15 protein-coding genes and 1 tRNA gene are annotated in these 19,166 nt (G+C 72.0%); 13 read left to right on the plus strand and 3 right to left on the minus strand.

Features of this window, described 5'->3' with window-relative positions:
• Nucleotides 1-3: 3 nt before the first annotated feature.
• Nucleotides 4-3,675: a nitrate reductase subunit alpha gene (locus OOJ98_RS26250; protein ID WP_267058250.1), complete on the minus strand. Its 3,672-nt coding sequence runs from the start codon at nt 3,673-3,675 to the stop codon at nt 4-6.
• Nucleotides 3,676-3,969: 294 nt separating this feature from the next.
• Between OOJ98_RS26250 and OOJ98_RS26255 the strand changes: the two genes are divergently transcribed.
• Both OOJ98_RS26255 and OOJ98_RS26260 read left to right on the plus strand, forming a co-directional pair.
• Nucleotides 3,970-4,452 (plus strand): hypothetical protein, encoded by a 483-nt coding sequence (locus OOJ98_RS26255; protein ID WP_267057498.1) that lies wholly within the window; start codon nt 3,970-3,972, stop codon nt 4,450-4,452.
• A gap of 194 nt (nt 4,453-4,646) precedes the next feature.
• Nucleotides 4,647-5,057 carry a hypothetical protein gene (locus tag OOJ98_RS26260; RefSeq protein ID WP_267057499.1) on the plus strand — a complete coding sequence of 137 codons (411 nt, stop codon included), beginning with the start codon at nt 4,647-4,649 and terminating at the stop codon, nt 5,055-5,057.
• On the opposite strand, the gene OOJ98_RS26265 is transcribed toward OOJ98_RS26260, so the two are convergent.
• Complete coding sequence (locus OOJ98_RS26265; RefSeq protein WP_323177936.1) at nt 4,978-6,180, minus strand: alpha/beta hydrolase fold domain-containing protein; 1,203 nt, start codon at nt 6,178-6,180, stop codon at nt 4,978-4,980. The genes OOJ98_RS26260 and OOJ98_RS26265 overlap by 80 nt on opposite strands.
• A gap of 233 nt (nt 6,181-6,413) precedes the next feature.
• Here OOJ98_RS26265 and OOJ98_RS26270 point away from each other — a divergent pair, with 233 nt between their 5' ends.
• From OOJ98_RS26270 to OOJ98_RS26300, 7 genes are all read left to right on the plus strand, one after another.
• Nucleotides 6,414-7,310 (plus strand): NAD(P)H-binding protein, encoded by an 897-nt coding sequence (locus OOJ98_RS26270; protein ID WP_267057500.1) that lies wholly within the window; start codon nt 6,414-6,416, stop codon nt 7,308-7,310.
• 30 nt (nt 7,311-7,340) lie between these two features.
• Complete coding sequence (locus OOJ98_RS26275) at nt 7,341-9,431, plus strand: transglycosylase domain-containing protein (protein WP_267057501.1); 2,091 nt, start codon at nt 7,341-7,343, stop codon at nt 9,429-9,431.
• Between the two features lie 346 nt (nt 9,432-9,777).
• Entirely contained in the window at nt 9,778-11,763 is a 1,986-nt protein-coding gene (locus OOJ98_RS26280) for an ATP-binding protein (RefSeq protein ID WP_267057502.1), read from the plus strand.
• A 7-nt stretch (nt 11,764-11,770) separates the two neighbouring features.
• On the plus strand, nt 11,771-12,205 hold the full coding sequence (locus OOJ98_RS26285; RefSeq protein ID WP_267057503.1) for a roadblock/LC7 domain-containing protein: 435 nt from the start codon (nt 11,771-11,773) through the stop codon (nt 12,203-12,205).
• Between the two features lie 2 nt (nt 12,206-12,207).
• Nucleotides 12,208-12,579, plus strand: a complete 372-nt coding sequence (locus OOJ98_RS26290) for a DUF742 domain-containing protein (RefSeq protein ID WP_267057504.1) — start codon at nt 12,208-12,210, stop codon at nt 12,577-12,579.
• Nucleotides 12,557-13,174 (plus strand): ATP/GTP-binding protein, encoded by a 618-nt coding sequence (locus OOJ98_RS26295; protein WP_267057505.1) that lies wholly within the window; start codon nt 12,557-12,559, stop codon nt 13,172-13,174. Before OOJ98_RS26290 ends, OOJ98_RS26295 begins: the two co-directional genes overlap by 23 nt.
• A 2-nt stretch (nt 13,175-13,176) precedes the next feature.
• Nucleotides 13,177-13,749 (plus strand): GAF domain-containing protein, encoded by a 573-nt coding sequence (locus OOJ98_RS26300; protein WP_267057506.1) that lies wholly within the window; start codon nt 13,177-13,179, stop codon nt 13,747-13,749.
• 24 nt (nt 13,750-13,773) lie between these two features.
• On the opposite strand, the gene OOJ98_RS26305 is transcribed toward OOJ98_RS26300, so the two are convergent.
• A complete protein-coding gene (locus tag OOJ98_RS26305; RefSeq protein WP_267057507.1) occupies nt 13,774-14,979 on the minus strand; it encodes an acyl-CoA dehydrogenase family protein in 1,206 nt (401 codons plus the stop codon).
• 1,111 nt (nt 14,980-16,090) lie between these two features.
• Here OOJ98_RS26305 and OOJ98_RS26310 point away from each other — a divergent pair.
• The 4 genes from OOJ98_RS26310 to OOJ98_RS26325 all read left to right on the plus strand — a co-directional run bounded on the left by OOJ98_RS26310 (nt 16,091) and on the right by OOJ98_RS26325 (nt 19,141).
• Nucleotides 16,091-17,287 (plus strand): Gfo/Idh/MocA family protein, encoded by a 1,197-nt coding sequence (locus OOJ98_RS26310; protein WP_267057508.1) that lies wholly within the window; start codon nt 16,091-16,093, stop codon nt 17,285-17,287.
• A gap of 86 nt (nt 17,288-17,373) precedes the next feature.
• Nucleotides 17,374-17,447: transfer RNA gene (locus OOJ98_RS26315), tRNA-Pro, on the plus strand.
• 258 nt (nt 17,448-17,705) lie between these two features.
• Nucleotides 17,706-18,035, plus strand: a complete 330-nt coding sequence (locus tag OOJ98_RS26320) for a hypothetical protein (RefSeq protein WP_267057509.1) — start codon at nt 17,706-17,708, stop codon at nt 18,033-18,035.
• 251 nt (nt 18,036-18,286) lie between these two features.
• Nucleotides 18,287-19,141, plus strand: coding sequence for a DUF1206 domain-containing protein (locus OOJ98_RS26325; RefSeq protein ID WP_267057510.1), 855 nt, complete (start codon nt 18,287-18,289; stop codon nt 19,139-19,141).
• The last annotated feature ends 25 nt before the right edge of the window (nt 19,142-19,166 follow it).

Here is a 19,166-nt window from a genome sequence, read left to right on the forward strand (position 1 = left end):
GTCTCAGTACTCCACGTTCTGCGAGCGGCGGCGGATCACGGTGACGGCGTCGCGCTGGTTGCCGGTGGGCCCGTAGTAGTTGGGCGCGAACGACAACTGGCCGTATCCGCCGATCAGATGGGTCGGTTTGATGAGGACCTTGGTGAGCGCGTTGTGGACTCCGCCGCGCCGGCCGGTCGTCTCCGACTTGGGGACGTTCACCATCCGCTCCTGCACGTGGTACATGAACACGGTGCCGGCCGGCATCCGGTGCGAGACGATGGCGCGGGCCACGACGACACCGTTGGCGTTGACCGCCTCGATCCAGTCGTTGTCCGCCACCTCGATGGCCTCGGCGTCCTGGACGCTCATCCAGATGACGGGGCCGCCGCGCGCCAGGGTCTGCATCAGCAGGTTCTCCTGGTACTCGGAGTGGATGGACCACTTCGAGTGCGGGGTGACGTAGCGGACCGCCACCGAACGGGCGCCGGGCTCCTGTGTCCCGGCGTACTCGCCGAGCGCCGCGAGGTCCAACGGAGGCCGGTACAGCGGTAGTTGCTCGCCCAGCTCGGCCATCCAGTCGTGGTCGAGGTAGAAGTGCTGGCGGCCGGTGAGGGTGTGCCAGGGCTTGCGGTGCTCGGTGTTGATGGTGAAGGGCGAGTAGCGGCGGTCGGGGGCCTCCTTGCCGGACCACTCGAAGCTGGCTCCGACCTGGACGGGCCCGCGCTGGGTGTCGGAGAACACCACCCGCCGCTCGGAGACGGTCTCCGACAGCGAGACGAGAGCGCTCTCGGGCCCGCAGCGCAGGGCGAGCTGCTCGAACCCCTCGGCGGCGAGGCGGCCGTTGGTGGTGCCGGAGAGCGCCAGGATCGCCTCGCACAGCTTCACATCGGTGTCCAGGAGCGGCCTGCCGCTCGCCGGCCCCTCGGCCTTGGTGCCGCACCGGCTCGCCAGCCAGCGCATCTCGGGCCCCGGATGGACGGTGACGCCCTTCACCGTCATGCCGTGCTGCTCGGCCAGCGGCCCGAGCGCGGCGAGCCGGTCGGCGACGGCGGTGTAGTCGCGCTCCACCAGCGTGAGGTTCGGCATGTTGAACCCGGGCACGGGCGCCGGGCCGCCCTGCCACTCGGGAGTGGTGCCCCCGGGCTGGGCCGTCTCGCCCGGCGTGTCGTGCTGCAGGGCGGTGGCCACCAGGTCGTGGGCGGTGTCCAGATGTCCGGCCGAGAGCTCGCTGAGCTTGGCCGCGAGTCCGTGGAAGATCTCGAAGTCGGTACGGGCCTGCCACGGCGGATCGATCGCCGGCGAGAACGCGTGCACATAGGGGTGCATGTCCGTGCTGGACAGGTCGTGCTTCTCGTACCAGGTGGCGGCCGGCAGGACCAGGTCCGCCATCAGCGTCGTGGACGTCATGCGGAAGTCGAGGGCGAGCAGCAGATCGAGCTTGCCACGCGGCGCCTCCTCCCGCCAGACGACGTCACGGGGCCGCTCCTCGGGGCCCGCCTCGTCGGCGGACGTGTTGTCGCTGGTGCCGAGCAGATGGCGCAGGAAGAACTCGTTGCCCTTGGCGGACGAGCCGATGAGATTGGCCCGCCAGACGGTCAGCACCCGGGGCCAGTTGGCCGGCGCGTCGGGGTCCGACGCGGCGAACTCGATCCGCCCCGCCGCGAGTTCGGTCGCCGTCCACTCGCCCGGCTCGTGCCCACTGGCGTGCACCCGGGCGCCGAGTTCGAGCGGGTTGGCGGTGAAGGTGGGGTAGGACGGCATCCAGCCCAGGCGCGCGGACTGCGCGACCAGGTCGGCGGTGTGCCGCCCGGTGAAGAGCCCCTGCCCGACCGGCGAGGACAGCGCGTCCGCGCCGTACCTCTCGTAACGCCACTGGTCGGTGTGGAGGTACCAGAACGGGGTGCCCGCCATCTGCCGCGAGGGGCGCACCCAGTCCGCCGCGGACTGCATCTGCTGCCAGCCCGTGTAGGGGCGGACCTTCTCCTGCCCCACGTAGTGTGCCCAGCCGCCCCCGTTGACTCCCTGACACCCCGTCAGGAGCAGCAGGGACAGGAACGAGCGGTAGATCGTGTCGGAGTGGAACCAGTGGTTGGTCCCCGCCCCCATCACGATCATGCAGCGGCCGCGGGTCTTCTCCGCGGTGTGCGCGAACTCCCGGGTCGCCCGCACCACCGCGCCCGCCGGGACCGAGGTGATGGTCTCCTGCCAGGCGGGCGTGCACGGCTGCGAGGCGTCCTCGTAGTCGACGGGCCACTGCCCGGTCAGGCCCTCGCGCCACACGCCGTACTGGGCGAGCAGCAGGTCGAAGACGGTGGTCACCCGGCGCCCGCCGATCTCCCGCACCGGCACCGCCCGCCGCACCGTGCCGGGCCGGTCGAAGCGGGGCAGCAGGATCTCCGTGCTCAGGGCGCCCGTGGACCGGTGGAAGGTCAGCTCGGGCACGACATCGCCGAGCTCCAGGTTCCACCGCCCCTCGCCCTCCTTGGACCAGCGGTCGCCGAGCGTGCCGCCCGGCACGACCGGCCGGCCGGACACCTCGTCGACCAGGACCGGCCGGAACCGGTCGGCCGCCGCGCCCGGTTCGTGACCGAGCCCGAGGTCGGCGGCGGTCACGAACTTCCCCGCCACACTGCGGCCGTCCCCGCCGGTCGTCACCTCGACCAGGAACGGCAGATCGGTGAACTTCCGTACGTAGTCGGTGAAGTACGGCACCTGGCGCTTCACGAAGAACTCGCTCAGGATGACGTGCCCCATGGCCATGGCCAGCGCCCCGTCGGTGCCGGGGTGCGGGTGCAGCCACTCGTCCGCGAACTTGGTCGCGTCCGCGTAGTCGGGGGAGACCACCACCACCTTCTGCCCCCGGTAGCGCGCCTCCGCCATCCAGTGCGCGTCCGGCGTCCGCGTCACCGGCACGTTGGAGCCCCACAGCATGAGGTACGCCGCGTCCCACCAGTCGCCCGACTCCGGCACGTCCGTCTGGTCGCCGAAGACCTGCGGGGAGGCGATCGGCAGGTCGGCGTACCAGTCGTAGAAGGAGAGCATCGGCGCGCCGATGAGCGAGTGGTAGCGGGCGCCGACCGCGTGCGAGGCCATCGACATCGCGGGGATCGGCGAGAACCCGGCGACCCGGTCGGGCCCGTACGTCTTGATGGTGTGCACCTGGGCGGCGGCCGCCATCTCCAGCGCCTCGTCCCAGCCGACCCGCACCAGGCCGCCCTTGCCCCGCGCCGACTGGTAGCGCCGGCGCCGCTCGGGGTCCTGGGTGACCTCGGCCCACGCCGCCACCGGGTCCTTCAGACGCGCCTTCGCCTCCCGGTACATCTCCACCAGGACCCCGCGCGCCAGCGGGAACCGTACGCGCGTGGGGGAGTAGGTGTACCAGGAGAAGGAGGCGCCCCGGGGGCAGCCGCGGGGCTCGTACTCCGGGCGGTCGGGGCCCACCGACGGGTAGTCGGTCTCCTGCGTCTCCCACGTGATGAGGCCGTCCTTGACGTACACCTTCCACGAACACGACCCCGTGCAGTTCACCCCGTGTGTGGAGCGCACCACCTTGTCGTGGGCCCAACGCTCGCGGTACGGCTCGTCGTTGACCTTCTGGTCCGTGCGGTACACCGCCCGCAGATCCGGTGTCGTCGTGGTCCGCCGCAGTATCCGCCCCGCTCGCAGAAGCTGTTCCGCGGCGTTGGCCGCCACCTTCTCCGCTTCCTTGCGGGCACCGCGCCGTACTGACACCGTCGCTCCTTCCAGGGCTGCCCGGAACACACCGGTCCCCCACTCTGGCTTACGGTGGCCGGTGTTCCGCTTCACCCTCAGACTGCATCCGCGCAGCTGTGTGTGAGGGAGCAACTCCGGAGAGTTGATGCGAGCTATACGCTTTTTGTCTTGCTCTTTGCAATACTTGCAATACGCACGTGTGTGGGGGGCCGATGGGGCGGCCGGAGCGAATCCGTGCTGGTCAATGCTGGTCAATGGGAGGGTGAAGGACTGATGCAGGAGCAAAGTGCCCGGGTGGTGGCCGATCTCGGCCGGGAGCTCGCGGCGGCCCCGCCGCACGCGGGCGGCGCCCTGTGGCGGCTGAGCGAGAGCGGGCGGGGACTCGATGCGAACCTGCTGCGGCTGCCGCCGGGCCGCACCATCGACGAGCACACCGACCTCAGCCTCGACGTGCTGCTGGTCGTCCTCGAAGGCGGCGGCCACCTCCGCACCCAGGACGGCACCGAGGAGCTGCGGCCCGTCACCGCGCTCTGGCTGCCGAAGGGCTCGCGGCGCGCCCTGGTCGCCGGCGCCGACGGCATGGGGTACCTCTCCGTGCACCGCCGCAGGCCGGGGCTCACCATCGGCGGCGCCCCGGGCGAGGAGGGCGGCGAGGCCGCGTGCCTGCTCGCGCGGGTGTGCCCGGAGTGCGGCCGGCTCTCCGGCGAGCGCGGCGCGCGCTTCTGCTGGAGCTGCGGTACGGCGCTGGAGGGGTGAGCGGGGGCCGGCCCGGAGGCGGGCCGGTCACGGTCCCCCGGCGATGCCATGCCGCAGCGGGGGGTCTCAACGCGGAGGAAAGGGGCCCCAGTTCACGCCAACGGGTGAATCGGGGAATGGGCGTCCGGGCCGCCTCCTCGTCGTGCGCTCTGCTGGTGCACGACATCCCGTGACGGGAATCCTTGGGGGAGTACATGGGCGTCTTCGTGCTGTGTGCGTGGCTGCTGACCGCCGCTCTGGGCGGCTACCTCGCCCTCGTGTGGATCCGCCACGGCGGGCTGCGCCAGCGGGCGCCCGGTGTGACGCGCCTGCCGCTGTGGCTGATCGGCGGCCATGTGCTCGTCGCGGTCGCGGGCCTGGTGGCCTGGAGCGGATACCTCATGGGCGACCTGAGGAGTCTCGCCTGGGCGGCCTGCGCCGGGGTCCTGGTCGTGGCCGCGTTCGGCTTCACGATGCTGCTGCGCTGGCTGCCCAGCTCCGGGCGCCACTCCACGGGCAGCACCACGGCCGAGCGCCACTTCCCCCTCACCGCGGTCGTCGCCCACGGGATGTGCGCGGGCGCCACGGTGCTCCTCGTGGTGTTCGTGGTGCTCCGTCAGATGTGACGACGTGCCCGGCGCGCGTCAACTGCGATGCCGCGAAGCCGAGTTCAGGGGGGGCCGTGACACCCCCGGACGGAGCGAGGACGCGCCGCAGCCAGCGGGTGCGGGCCTCGCGGGCGTCCTGGCCGAGCGCGGAGCCCGGCGCGAAACTGTCGAAGCCGTGGAACGCGCCCGGCCACACATGCAGCTCGGCCCGGCCGCCGGCCCGCCAGATCGCGTCGGCGTAGGCGACACCCTCGTCCCTGAGGGTCTCGGCCGAGCCGACCTCGATGTACGCCGGAGGCAGCCTCGTCAGGTCCGTGGCGCGGGCCGGGGCGGCGTACGGCGGAACATCCCGCGTGCCGTACCGCTCGCCCAGCAGGGCCTGCCACGCCGTCGCGTTCGAGGTCCTGTCCCAGATGTCCGCGCCGGCCATCTGGGCGGCCGAGAACGTGGCGCCGCGGTCGTCGAGCATCGGGCACAGGAGCAGTTGCCCGATCGGAGCCGGGCCGCCCCGGTCGCGGGCGACGAGGGCCAGCGCGGCGGCGAGCCCGCCGCCCGCGCTCCGGCCGCCGAGGACGATCCGCTCCGCGTCGATCCCCAGGGTGACGGAGTGGGCGACCGCCCAGCGCAGGGCGGCGTAACAGTCCTCCACCGGCACCGGGTACCGGGCGTGCGGTGCCAGCGGGTAGGCGACGGAGAGCACGGCGAGGCCCAGCGGGAGGGCCCACTCCCGCAGCACCTTCGGCAGCACGGACCAGGCGTTGCCCACGACCATGCCGCCGCCGTGCAGGTAGAACAGCAGGGGCAGCGGCCCCTCGGCGCCGGCGGGCCGCGCGCTCACGAGGGTGACCCGCCGTCCGTCCGCCGCCCCCGGCACACACAGCTCGGCCACCTCGAATCGGCCGTCGGCGCACAGGTCCCGCACGCTCGGCCGGGGCCGCGCGGCGGCGTCCCGCTCCTGCCGCTCCGCGAGGTTCCCCGGCGTGAACGGCTCCATCGCGCCGGGCCCCAACGCGTCCAGCGCGACACGGAGTTCGGGATCGAGCGGGGGCGGTACGGGCGCGCAAGGACCCGCGGGGAGCGCGGGCGGCCCGGGGTCGGTCGTCCCTGCCGTACGGGCGGGGTCCGCCGGTGCGTGATCCATACGGCTCAGTCAACCATCCGGCCGCACCGGTGAGGCCGCGAGCCCTCCGGGGTTCGCGGAGCGGACCACCCTCACGCCCGCCCCGGGGCGACGGGGCGACGACCGCATCCGACGGACGTGTCCGGGAAGGCGTGTTGCCGACGGGTACCCGTGCCCGCGTCGGCCATCCTGCCGACGGCCGCTCGCGGACCCCGGCGCCACCGGCCGGGGCCGCCCCCCCCTGGGAGGACATCATGCAGATCGCCGTCACCACCCCGACCGGCAACGTCGGCCGGCACGTCGTCACCGCCCTGCTGCGGGCCGGCGTCCGCCCGCGCGTGCTGCTGCGCGACCCCGCGCGGCTGGACCCCGCAGTCAAGGACGAGGTGGACGCCGTACGGGTCGACCAGTACGACTCCGCCGCCGTGGCGGGAGCCACCCGTGATGTGGACGCCCTGTTCTGGGTGGACCCGACCACGGGCAGCGAGGACCCCCTCGGCGACTACACCCGGGCCACCGCGAGCGTGGTCCGCGCCGTCACCGAGAACCACATCGGCCGCGTCGTCTTCCAGAGCAGCGTCGGCGCCGAGAAGCGCCAGGGCGCGGGCGAGATCGACGGTCTTGCCCGCACGGAGACCGCGCTCGACGCCCTCGGCGTCGACGTGACCCATCTGCGCTGCGGCTACTTCTTCACCAACCTCGAACTGCAACTCGACGCGCTGCGCGCCGGCGCCCTCCGGGTCGTGCTCCCGCTCGACCAGCCCATGGCCTGGGTCGCGCCCCGCGACATCGCCGAGGTGGCCGCGGGCCGGCTGCTCTCGTCCGCCTGGTCCGGCCGGTGCGTGCAGGCGGTGCACGGCCCCGCCGACCTCACCTGGCGCGAGGTCGCCGGCATCCTCACCGCCGCCACGGGACACCCGATCGGCGTCGAGCGGATCACGGACGACGCGATGCGCGGCCTGCTCCACGGCGCCGGCATGACCGACGGCCTGGTCGAGGCGGTGCTCGGCATGTCGACCGGCCTGCGCGAGGACTTCGTGCCCGAACAGCCGCGCACGGTGCGGACCACCACCCCGACCACCCTCGCTTCCTGGGCCTACGACCACCTCCGTCACCTGATCGGTGACACAGGAACGGGGACCGTGAGCTGACTCATAGGTGTACTGCGTATCTTTCGCTGTATGCCCTTCACGCGCTCCCGCCCGGCCGGATCATCGGCCACCGGATCCTCGTCTCCCGGATCCCCCGTCGTCCGCACCCTTCGCTTCCTCGGCGTGAGCGTCCTGGCGGGCGCCATGGCCGCCGGCATCGCGCTGCCGGTGGCGGGCGCGCTGGGGGTGGGCGCCAAGTCAGCGGCGGAGAGCTTCAACAGCCTGCCCGACGAGTTCAAGACACCGCCGCTCTCCCAGGCGTCCAAGATCTACGACGCCGACGGCGGGCTCATAGCCACGGTCTACGACCGCGACCGCACCGTCATACCCGGCGACCGGATCGCACCGGTGATGCGCAAGGCGCTGGTCGACATCGAGGACAACCGGTTCTACCAGCACGGCGCCGTCGACCTCCAGGGCGTGCTGCGCGCGCTGAACAAGAACGCCGCCAGCGGAAGCGTCGCCCAGGGCGCCTCCACCCTCACCCAGCAGTACGTCAAGAACGTCTTCGTCGAGCAGGCGGGCAGTGACCAGAAGGCGGTCCTCGAAGCCCAGCGCCAGACCATCGGCCGCAAGATCCAGGAACTGCGGTACGCGATCGAGCTCGAACAGACCCTGCCCAAGGACCAGATCCTCACCAACTACCTCAACATCACGTTCTTCGGGGAGCAGGCGTACGGGATCGAGGCGGCGTCGCAGCGCTACTTCAGCGTGCACGCCAAGGATCTGACGCTCCCTCAGGCTGCCTTGCTGGCCGGGCTCGTGCAGTCGCCGTCGATGTACGACCCGGTGACCAACGCGTCCCTCGCCAAGCAGCGCCGTGACACCGTCCTGAACAAGATGGCCGAGTACGGGTCGATCACCGCGGCCCAGGCCCAGCAGGCGATCGGCACGCCCGTCAAGCTGCACATCAGCGCGCCGCGGCAGGGCTGCATCACCGCCCACCAGGGCGAGGGCTTCTTCTGCGACTACGTACACCGCACGGTCCTCGCCGACCCGGCGTTCGGCAGGACGGCCACCGAACGGCGGGCGCTGTGGAGCAGGGGCGGACTGCAGATCCACACGACGCTCTCGCCCAAGGCGCAGAAGGCCCTCCAGGACTCGGTCACGTCGCACGCGTACACCACCGACGACGCGGCCGCGGTGATGAGCCTCGTGCAGCCGGGCAGCGGCAAGATCGTCGCGATGGGGCAGAGCAGGGACTACGGCCTCGGCCCGCACCAGACGGAGATCAACCTCAACGTCGGCACCAGCATGGGCGGCGGCCTGGGCTTCCCGACCGGCTCCACGTTCAAGCCGATCGTGGCGGCCGCGGCCCTGGAGAAGGGCACGAGCCCGACCCAGCAGTACCCCGCCCCGTACTCCATGCCCTGGCCCGCGATGTCCGACTGCGCCGGCAACACCTACCCGGAGAACGGCGAGGTCCACAACGACAGCCACTCGCTCGTCGGCCCCTTCGCGATGCCGGACGCCATGGCCCAGTCGGTCAACACCTACTTCGCCGAACTGGAGGCCGACACCGGACTGTGCGACGTGGCGAAGATGGCCAACTCGCTCGGCCTCAAGGCCCAGGCGGGCGGCACCAAGCTCCAGGTGGTCCCCTCGCTGACGCTCGGCAGCAACGACCTGACGCCGCTGGAGATGGCCAACGTGTACGCGACGTTCGCCAACCACGGCACGTACTGCACCCCGGTCGCCGTGACCGCGGTGACCAAGCCCGACGGCGGCAGCATCGCGGTGCCGCAGGCCGACTGCCACCAGGTGATGTCGCCACAGACCGCCGACACCGTGACGACCATGCTCCTGGGCGTGGTGCAGGACGGCACCGGCAAGCCCGCCGGACTCACCGACCGCGACAGCGCGGGCAAGACCGGCACCACCGACGACAGCAAGCAGGTCTGGTTCGCCGGGTACACCCCCGAACTGTCCGGAGCGGCCGTCGTCAGCGACACGAAGAGCCCGCACGACCTCGACGGCCAGAGCATCGGCGGCACCACCGTCGGCCAGGCCTTCGGCGGCACCCTCGCGGGCCCCGTGTGGCGCGACTCCATCGAAGGCGCGCTGTCGGGAGTCCCGGCCGGCACCCTCACCACGACGACGCTGCCGGGCTCGGGCGGCTGAGGAGCGGCACGGCAGCGGGCGGGCCGGGAGCGGGGCGGGGGCCGGGGCGGGCGGGATGCTCCGGCCCCCGCCCGTTCCGGCTCCCGGGCGTCGCACCTGCGGGGCGGCGGTGACGGAACCGGCGGGAGGCGTTCCGCGCAGGGCGGGACACGTTCCCGCAGGTTATCGATCTGTCGTGCGACGTGTCATACCAGAGTGGGACCCCGGCCGGGGAACTTTGGCAACAGCGCACCGAGGGCGATGTGCGGACGACTACGGTGAGTGGTCGACGATCAAAATGGGCCTTACATCAGCCGAGTTGGGCCTGCCAGAGTGATCCATGGGACCCCACGCACCGAGGACGCCGATGTCTCATCTCCGCGCACCCGCAGCGCGGCCGGACCGCCGCGAGGGCGGACGGCACGGCCGGAGCACCACCCGGCCGCAGCAGGCCCACGTCGACGCCGGCCGCCACGACCCGGCGCGCCGCGCACCACGCGCCCCCGGCCCGCACACCTCGCCCGAACCCCGCATACGACCCCATCTACTGCGCGCCGCCGTGCTGCCCGCCACCGTCGCGGTGCTCTGCGGCGCGGCCGCCGTCGCCTTCACCCTGCACTCCACCGGCAGGCACCCCTCGATGGGGCTCTGGGCGCTGCTCGCGGGCCTGGCCGTACTGGCGCTCGCCGCGCTGGTCGCGGGCGGCATCAGCGCCGACCGGGCGGCCAAGAGCGTGCTCGGCCGCGCCAACGGGCTGCGCCGCGGCAGTGCGAGGTCGGCCGCCGACCTCCGTACGGTGGTCGAGGCGCTGCGCCGCGGTGAAGGCCCGCCCACGCGCTCCGCACCGGCCCAACTGCCCCCCGGCGCGGACGAGTTCGAGCTGCTCGCCCACGAGCTGACCCGCTCCCACGACGCGGCCGTGGTCGCCGTGGTGCAGGCGTCCCAGCTCTCCAGCAGCGTCGGCAACGAACAGAAGGTCGAGGTCTTCGTCAACCTCGCCCGCCGTCTTCAGTCCCTCGTGCACCGCGAGATCCAGCTCCTGGACGAGCTGGAGAACGAGGTCGAGGACCCCGAACTGCTCAAGGGGCTCTTCCACGTCGACCACCTGGCCACGCGCATCCGCCGGCACGCCGAGAACCTCGCCGTACTCGGCGGCGCCATCTCCCGGCGCCAGTGGTCCCACCCAGTCACCATGACCGAGGTGCTGCGCTCCTCGATCGCCGAGGTCGAGCAGTACCCGCGGGTCAAGCTGGTCCCGCCGATCGACGGGACGCTGCGCGGCCACGCCGTGGCCGACGTGATCCACCTGCTCGCCGAACTCGTCGAGAACGCCACGGTGTTCTCCGCACCGCACACCCAGGTCCTGCTCCGCGCGCAGTTCGTGACGGCGGGCCTCGCGGTGGAGGTGGAGGACCGCGGCCTCGGCATGCCCGTCACCGAGCAGAACAAGATGAACGCGCTGCTCTGCGACCCCGACCAGGTCAATGTGGCCCATCTGCTCCAGGACGGCCGCATCGGCCTGTTCGTGGTCTCCGCCCTCGCCCGCAGGCACGGCATCGCGGTCCGGCTCGGGACCAACATCTACGGCGGAGTGCAGGCCGTACTGGTGCTGCCGCAGGAGCTGTTGGGCGACGAGCCCGGCGACGGGGACCAGCAGGGCCGGCCGCAGGAACAGGGGCGGGCAGCGGAGCGGGAGGTGCGCACGGAGCGGGCGGACACCGGGCACGGCCTCACGCCCCCGCCGGCCCCCGACCCGGCGGCCCGCCTCGCCGAGCCGGCCGGACCCCTGCCGAGCGCCCTTCCGGCGCCGCTGCCCGAGCCGGCCCCCGCCCGCCCCGAACCCGTACACCTGGAGCCCGTACGCCCGGAGCCCATGCACCCGGAGCCCGTGCACCAGGCGCCCTCCGCCGACCTGCTGCCCCCGCCCCGGCAGCCGCTCTCCGAGCCCACCACAGCCGGGCGCGGAAGCGGACCGCTGCCGGTGCGCGGCGCGCACGAGGAGCGGCCCAACCCGGCGTCCGCGTCACCCGGGGTCTACCACGGCACGGCAGCCGAGAGCCCCGAGCCCCGGCTGATCGTCGCGCCCAGATCCCAGAACGGCGCCGTCCGCGGCACCATGGGCCGCCCCGATCTGCCCAAGCGGCGCAGCCAGGAACACCTCGTACCGCAGCTGCGGGACGCCCCCGCGCCGCGCCGGAACGACGAACACACCCTGCACGACCCGGGGTTGATGGCCGCCTTCCAGCGGGGCATCGGGCTCGCCGAGGCGCAGCAGAGCCACCCCGCACACCCGACCCACCAGTCACCCACGGCGTTCCCGTCGGAAACGGACGCCGAACACTCCAAGGAGTAGATGCACCATGGCGAGCGATGCGCCGACCGGACACGTCTCGGACCTCGACTGGCTGCTGAGCGGACTGGTCCAGCGGGTTCCCTACACCCGCAATGCGGTTCTGCTCTCCTGCGACGGTCTGGTGAAATCCGTTCACGGCCTGGACCCCGACAGCGCCGACCACATGGCGGCCCTCGCCTCGGGCCTCTACTCGCTCGGCCGCAGCGCGGGGGCGCGCTTCGGCGACGGGGGCGAGGTCAGGCAGGTGGTGGTGGAGCTCGACTCCACCCTCCTGTTCGTCTCCACGGCCGGCTCGGGCACCTGTCTCGCCGTGCTCGCCGGCCGGGAGACGGACGCGGCGGTCCTCGGCTACGAGATGGCGATGCTGGTCAAGAGCGTACGGCCCTACCTGGTGACGCCGGCCCGGCAGACCGCCGGAACACCGAGCGGTCCGAGGGGCTGACCGTGGGCTCCCCCCAGGACGGGCCGTGGCTCGACGACGCGGCCGGCCGCCTGATCCGCCCCTACACGGTGAGCAACGGCCGCACCAGGCCCACCGCGACGCTCGATCTGCTCTCCCAGGTCATGGCCACCGGCGCGCTTCCCCAGACCCATCTGGGCCCCGAGCATTCGCAGGCGCTCGGCCTGTGCAAGGGCCCCACGTCGGTGGCGGAGATCTCGGCCCATCTGCGGCTGCCGGCCGTCGTCACCAAAGTGCTCCTGTCCGATCTGGTGGACTGCGGGGCGGTGACCGCACGGGCACCCCGCTCCACCCATACGCCCACCGACCGATCTCTGCTGGAGGCAGTGCTCGATGGCCTACGACGACGGCTGTGACACCCGCCCCGCCCAGGAGGCCGTGGACCTCTTCCCGACTGCGCTGAAGATTCTCGTCGCGGGCGGGTTCGGGGTCGGCAAGACGACCTTCGTCGGAGCGGTCAGCGAGATCGAACCGCTCTCCACGGAAGAGCTCCTCACCACGGTCAGCGTGGCGCACGACAGCCTCGAAGGGGTCGAGTCCAAGACCACCACCACGGTCGCCATGGACTTCGGCCGCATCACCCTCGACGACCGCCATGTGCTCTACCTCTTCGGCACGCCCGGACAGGAGCGCTTCTGGTTCATGTGGGACGAGCTGTCCGAGGGCGCCCTCGGCGCGGTGATCCTCGCCGACACCCGCAGACTCGACGCATGCTTCGCCGCCGTCGACTTCTTCGAGCGGCGGGGCATCCAATTCCTCGTCGCGGTCAACGAGTTCGACGGTTCGTACCGCTACGACCCGGAGGAGGTGCGGGCCGCCATAGACCTCAAGCCGGAGGTCCCCGTCGTGCTGTGCGACGCCCGCATCGGCAGCTCCGGCGTCCGGACGCTGGTCACCCTGGTCCAGCATCTGCTCGCCACCGTCCCGGCAGCCACCAGCCATGGAGCCTGACTATGACGTACGACCCGACCGGACACCTCCTGCTCACCCCCGTCGACCGGGAGGCGCCGGTCCGTGTGCAGCGGCTGCGGCAGCTGGGCATGGGGCGACTGCCCGACCCCGCCTTCGACGCGTTCGCGAGCAAGCTCGCCGAGGTGACCGGCGCCCCCTTCTCGATGGTCAACTTCATCGATGAGAACCAGCAGTTCTTCGCCGGCCTGCACACCCCGAACGGCGCCCACACGGGCGCGGACCTGGGCGCCGCGGTGGCCGGGACGGGCGGCGTCAGCCGGATCATGGCGCGCGACCACGGGTACTGCCCCCACGTCGTGGTGCGGCGCAAGGCCCTGGTCCTGGAGGACGTGTGCGACTACCCCAGGTTCGCGGGCAACCCGGTGGTGGACGAGATCGGGATCCGCTCCTATCTCGGGGCGCCGCTCATCGACCGTACGGGCATCGCCCTCGGCACCATCTGCGTGGTCGACACCGAACCCCGGCCGTGGGGCAGGGCCGGCCTGGAGACGATCAAGTCGATGGCGGCCGAGCTGATCGAGCAGATCCACCGGCGCGAGGACGGCCGCATCTGAGCCGTCCTCGCGGGACACCGGCGGTCAGTGGACCGTGGCCAGCTCCTCCGTGCGCACCACGTCGGAGAGCTTCTGCGACCACTGGCCCTTCGCCGTGCCGAGCGCCACCTCGGCCAGTCTCAGCAGCTGGATGTCCGACGTGCCGGCCGGGGCGAAGATGTGGTGGGCGTCGCGCAGATACCGCTCGATGGGCCGGTCGGTGAAGAGCCCGGCCGCCGCGTGGATCTCCATGGCGTTGCGCGCCGAGTCCAGGGCCGACTCCACGTTGACGACCTTGGCGTTCATCAGCTCCGCGTCGCAGGGCAGCCCCTGGTCGAGCAGTTCGACCGCGTGATAGGCGAGCAGCCGAGCCGTCATCACCCGGGACTGCAACTGCCCCAACTTGATTTTGATGTTGGGCAGTTCGTGCAGCGGCTTGCCGTAGCGGACGCGTTCACGGCAGAACTTCGTGGTCTCCTCCAGGATCGCCTGGTGGATGCCGAGCGATACGGCGGTGAGGTTGGCCCGTCCGTACAGCACGCTGGAGGAGTACGCGACGGCGAGCCCGTCGCCCTCCTCGCCCAGCCGATGGGACGCCGGAACCCGGCAGTTGTCGAAGCGGACCTCACCGAAACTGAACCCGTGCAGCCCCATCGACTCGCGGTGCTCGCCCAGGGAGAAGCCGGGCCGGTCGGCTTCGACCAGGAAGGCCGAGAGCCCCTTGGAGCCCGGCGCGGTGCGCAGGATCACCCCATGGAGATCGCCCACATGGCTGTTGCCCACATATATCTTCCGGCCATTGAGGACGTAGTCGTCACCGTCCCGCACCGCGCTCGCGGCCATGCCCAGCACATGGCCGCCCGACTCGGGTTCGGTGACCGCGATCGTCGGCAGGCACGCTCCCGCCGCGACGGCCGGCAGCCACCGCGTGCGCTGTTCCTCACTGCCGAAGTGGAGGATCTTGGCGACGCCGAGCTGCGAGGCCTGCACCATGGCGCCCATCGCGCCGCTGACCCGTGACAGCTCCTCGATGATGATGGTCTTGCCGAGGTGCCCGACCCCCATGCCGCCGTACGCGGGGCTCACCGTCGCCCCTATCCATCCCTGGCGTGCGATGAGCCGGGACAGCTCGTGCTGAACGGTGCGGGCCGACTCCATCTCGGCTATCCGCGGCCGTACCTCGCGTTCCGCGAAGTGCCTGACATCTTCCCTGAGTTGCTGGTGCAGCCGGCTGGTGAAGTATCCGTACATCCGCGAGCCCTCCTCCGCGAATCGCCTGCCGCGGGGGTGGCCCCGGCAGGTGGTGCATCGGCAGTGGTCCCGTCCCGAAGGGGCCGGCCTCCTTACTGTGGTGGATCACTGTCGGTTCCTACTCATTCATCGTCAACCTTGGCCAGATCCAAGCGAGTTGGCGTTGTAAAGACGATGCGTTGTGTGCGACTCGGCCCCGCCCGGTCCCAGTCGATTGCATCCCCTTCACACAAGTTTCTGCCACATGCCCACGGCAAAGGTTTCGTGGGCATGTGGCACTGAGGGACAGGAAGCGGAATCGAATGGGCACGGTCGTGACATCTGGGGACAACTGCAGAACCGATTCAGCTTCGAGCGTGCCGAAAGCGGACTCTCCTTCACGCGTGTGGGTGAACGGCGGGGCCCCGCGCGACGGGCTCATCCGCCGTCGCCGCGCCGCGGGGGTGGCGGGGGGTGGCGGAGCGGGGCGCCCGGCCGGGGTGGCCAACCGAACGCCGGTGCCCCGTGCACCTGGTCGCCGGGGCGGTCCGGCTGCCCGTCCGGCCCCGCTGACCTGGTGATCTTCACAGCGAGCAGGGCCGGGGGCGGGGCGGTCCGGGGGAGGCACAGCGGGCGTGCGACCGGGGCGCGAGGGGTGGCGCGGCGTGGCGACGGGCCGGCACGGGCCCCGCGCGCCGGTGCGGTCCCACGGCTGTGAACTGCGGCTCCCTCCGTCCCTAAGGGGAATCGGCGCCGCCCGGGACGGGCTGTGGGACCCTTGCCGTGTTCTTTCGCCTGCGGCCGGGGAGGGCGCATCGGGGTGAGCACCGGCGCGAAGGGAGCACGAGGGTGGCAGGGAGCGCGCGACGGAGTGCGCGATGCGGAATCGGACGCCTCCCTGGTGGGGGCCGCTCGGCGGCGGCGAACCCCGGCCGGTGAACGCCCGTATCAGGACAGACGCCGCGAGGGTGCGAGAGCGGCCGACCGGGCGGACCTCGCCTGCGCAGCGGCCGGAGCGGTCGCCGGTGTGTGCGGAAATGGTGAGCGATCCGGCCATCGGGCGGCCCGTTCCGACCGCCTCGACGCACCAGCGGTCCCTGCCGCAACACAGCCCGAAGACAAGGAAGTTGACATGAACGACCTCCGTATCGGTGTCATCGGATACGGCTTGCGCGGCAGCATCGCGCGCACCGCGCACCGCCCGGGGCACGGTTCCGTCGTCGCGGCCGTGGCCGACCCCGACCCCCGGGCGCGCGACGCGGCCGTCACCGCGTTCCCCGGCGCGCGGACCACCGCCGGCCACCGCGAGGTGATCGACGCCCCCGACATCGACGCCCTGCTCGTCCTCACCCCCGACCACACCCACGCCGACCTCGCCTGCGCCGCCCTGCGCGCGGGAAAGCCGGTCTTCGTCGAGAAGCCCCTCGACATCACGGTCGAGCGCTGCGACGAGATCCTGCGCACGGCACGCTCCACCGGCACCCGGCTCTACGTGGGCCACAACATGCGGCACATGCCCGTCGTACGGATCATGCGCGACCTCGTCCGCCGCGGCGCCGTCGGCACGGTCAAGACGGTCTGGGTGCGGCACTTCGTGGGGTACGGAGGCGACTGGTACTTCAAGGACTGGCACGCCGAGCGCCAGTACACCACCGGCCTCCTGCTCCAGAAGGCGGCGCACGACATCGACGTGGTGCACTGGCTGTCCGGCGGCTATGTGCGCGAGGTCCAGGCCATGGGCGATCTGATGGTGTACGGCGACAACCCGCACCGCCGCGCCCCGGGCGAGCCGAAGGCCGAGGACTGGTACACGAAGGACGGCCACTGGCCTCCGCACACCCAGCGCGCGCTCAACCCGGTGATCGACATCGAGGATGTGTCGCTGCTCCATATGCGACTGGACAACGGTGTGCTCGCCTCCTATCAGCAGTGCCACTTCACCCCCGACTACTGGCGCAACTACACGGTCATCGGTGACGCCGGCCGACTGGAGAACTTCGGGGACGGTCCGGGCGGCGAGGTGAAGGTCTGGAACGCCCGGCGCTCCGGATACCGGGCCGAGCCCGACGAGACGTACGCGATACCGGGGGAGGAGGACGACGAGGGGCACGCCGGGGCGGACCCGCTGATCATGGACGAGTTCCTGCGCTTCGCGCGCGACGGCGGCGTCACCGACACCTCGCCCGTCGCGGCCCGGATGGCGGTGGCGGCAGGCTACGAGGCCACGGCCTCCCTGCGCACCGGCAGCGCCCCCCGCCGGATCCCCGGCCTCGACCCGGAGCTCGCGGCGTACTTCGAGCGGGGCCAGCGGGAGGCCCCGGCGGGCTGAGACAAAGGGGTTCGTGACCACCCCGTCAAGTGCGGTATTGTTTCCCTGCACGAACGGCCGGGGGAAACCCCAGGTCAGACGGGCATCGGGACGTGGCGCAGCTTGGTAGCGCACTTGACTGGGGGTCAAGGGGTCGCAGGTTCAAATCCTGTCGTCCCGACTCGAAAGAGTCGCAGATCAGGGCCGGTATCGGAGAAATCCGACACCGGCCCTTGATCGTTTTCGGCCTCCGTGAGCCGGGCCGGCGCGGGAGTCACGGGCCGAGGGCCCCCGCCGAACCCGCATGGCGCATGCAGGAGCGATTCTTCACTGCTCCCTTCGGGGAACCCGGGTGGTGGCCGCCGGCGGGAGCGGGGAGGGTGGGGAGGCTTGGGCGGAATTGTCCCCTGCGGGCACATCTCTGTGCCAAGGAGTCCCCATGCGTCTTCACCACACCCCCGGCGCTGCCGCCGGCGCGTTCATGCTGGCCCTCGCCCTGCCGAGCTCCGCCCAGGCGGCGGCGCACGGCGAACTTCTCTACACGACCCAGGCGGGCGCCCCGGGCGGCATTCACGACCCGGAGAGCGGGCAGTGCCTCGATCTGCCCGGGACCACTGGCGCCGCCCCCGCACAGGCGCCCAAGAACCACACCAACGCCACCGCGACGGTCTTCCTCGACGCCGACTGTGCCGGGGACACGTACTACGTCCTGCAGCCCAGCCAGCAGCGCGGCACGGACGTCAAGTTCCGTTCCGTCGTCTTCTCCTAGTACGACTTCGCCTGGTGCGGCCCCGCGCGGGGCCGCACCAGGCGAAGGGGGAGCGGGCGGCGCGTCCCACGGGGCTTCCGGCGGCCCGACCGGTTGACCTCCGCGGTCGGGGGCACACTCGACGTGCACACGGGACCGGCCGCCCCCACGGCGTACGGCGCTCCGTGACCGTCGTGGTCGTCCGACCGGCTGACCGTTTGGCAGGCAACCCGCCGTCCCGCATGGCGCGTTCGGCCCCGAAGGAGGGCATCGTGAGTTCGTCCCACGCACGTCACCAAGGAGCGGGAAGCAGGGCGCTGGCGTCCGTGAGCCGCGGGTTCAGCCGGCGCAACGCGCAGAAGGAGACGCTGAGCGCCGCCGGACGCGCGGGGTTCGTCGCCCGCGGCGTCGTGTACGTGCTCATCGGTGTGCTGGCCATCCGAATAGCTCTGGGCAGCGGCGGCCAGGCCGACCGGCAGGGCGCCCTCGACCAGGTCGCGGCGCAGCCCTTCGGGAAGGTCATGCTGTGGCTGCTCGTCGTAGGCTTCGGCTGCATGGCGCTGTGGCGGGGCGCGAGGGCCGTGCTGAGCAGGGGGCCGCACCGCAAGGTCGGCTCGCGCGTCATGGACGGCGGCCGGGCCGTGTTCTACGCCACGGTCTGCTGGGGCACCGCCACCTTCGCGACCGGCGACAGCGGCGGCTCCGACGGCAACGCGAAGTCCCGGGACTGGACGGCGACCGCCCTCAAGCTCTCCTTCGGCCGGTTCCTGGTCGGCGCGGCCGGCTGCGTCCTGATCGGCGTCGGCCTCACCCTCGCCGTGCGGGCCGCCATGCGGCGCTTCCTGCGCCAGCTGAACACCGCCACGATGAGTTCCCGTACGAAGATGGCGGTCACCGCTCTCGGAGTGGGCGGCGGAGTGGCGCGCGGCATCGTGTTCGCCGCGGCCGGGATCTTCGTCCTGGTGGCCGCCGTACGGTTCGATCCCAACCAGGCCAAGGGCATGGACGCGACCCTGCGCAGCCTCGCCGACACCCCGATGGGCCCCTGGCTGCTGCTCGCCGTCGCCCTCGGCCTGATCCTCTTCGGGGTCTTCTCCTTCGCCTCCGCGCGCTGGCGCCGTCTGTAGCCCGGCCGCCGGCGCGCACGCCGAG

Source organism: Streptomyces sp. NBC_00083 (genome assembly GCF_026343295.1).
Taxonomy (GTDB): Bacteria; Actinomycetota; Actinomycetes; order Streptomycetales; family Streptomycetaceae; genus Streptomyces.

Coding starts and splice junctions, on each gene's coding strand:
- OOJ98_RS26310 (WP_267057508.1), top strand. CDS start 16,091: ATGAACGACCTCCGTATCGGTGTCATCGGATACGGCTTGCGCGGCAGC.
- OOJ98_RS26320 (WP_267057509.1), top strand. CDS start 17,706: ATGCGTCTTCACCACACCCCCGGCGCTGCCGCCGGCGCGTTCATGCTG.
- OOJ98_RS26265 (WP_323177936.1), bottom strand. CDS start 6,180: ATGGATCACGCACCGGCGGACCCCGCCCGTACGGCAGGGACGACCGAC.
- OOJ98_RS26255 (WP_267057498.1), top strand. CDS start 3,970: ATGCAGGAGCAAAGTGCCCGGGTGGTGGCCGATCTCGGCCGGGAGCTC.
- OOJ98_RS26285 (WP_267057503.1), top strand. CDS start 11,771: ATGGCGAGCGATGCGCCGACCGGACACGTCTCGGACCTCGACTGGCTG.
- OOJ98_RS26295 (WP_267057505.1), top strand. CDS start 12,557: ATGGCCTACGACGACGGCTGTGACACCCGCCCCGCCCAGGAGGCCGTG.
- OOJ98_RS26275 (WP_267057501.1), top strand. CDS start 7,341: ATGCCCTTCACGCGCTCCCGCCCGGCCGGATCATCGGCCACCGGATCC.
- OOJ98_RS26270 (WP_267057500.1), top strand. CDS start 6,414: ATGCAGATCGCCGTCACCACCCCGACCGGCAACGTCGGCCGGCACGTC.
- OOJ98_RS26305 (WP_267057507.1), bottom strand. CDS start 14,979: ATGTACGGATACTTCACCAGCCGGCTGCACCAGCAACTCAGGGAAGAT.
- OOJ98_RS26280 (WP_267057502.1), top strand. CDS start 9,778: ATGTCTCATCTCCGCGCACCCGCAGCGCGGCCGGACCGCCGCGAGGGC.
- OOJ98_RS26300 (WP_267057506.1), top strand. CDS start 13,177: ATGACGTACGACCCGACCGGACACCTCCTGCTCACCCCCGTCGACCGG.
- OOJ98_RS26260 (WP_267057499.1), top strand. CDS start 4,647: ATGGGCGTCTTCGTGCTGTGTGCGTGGCTGCTGACCGCCGCTCTGGGC.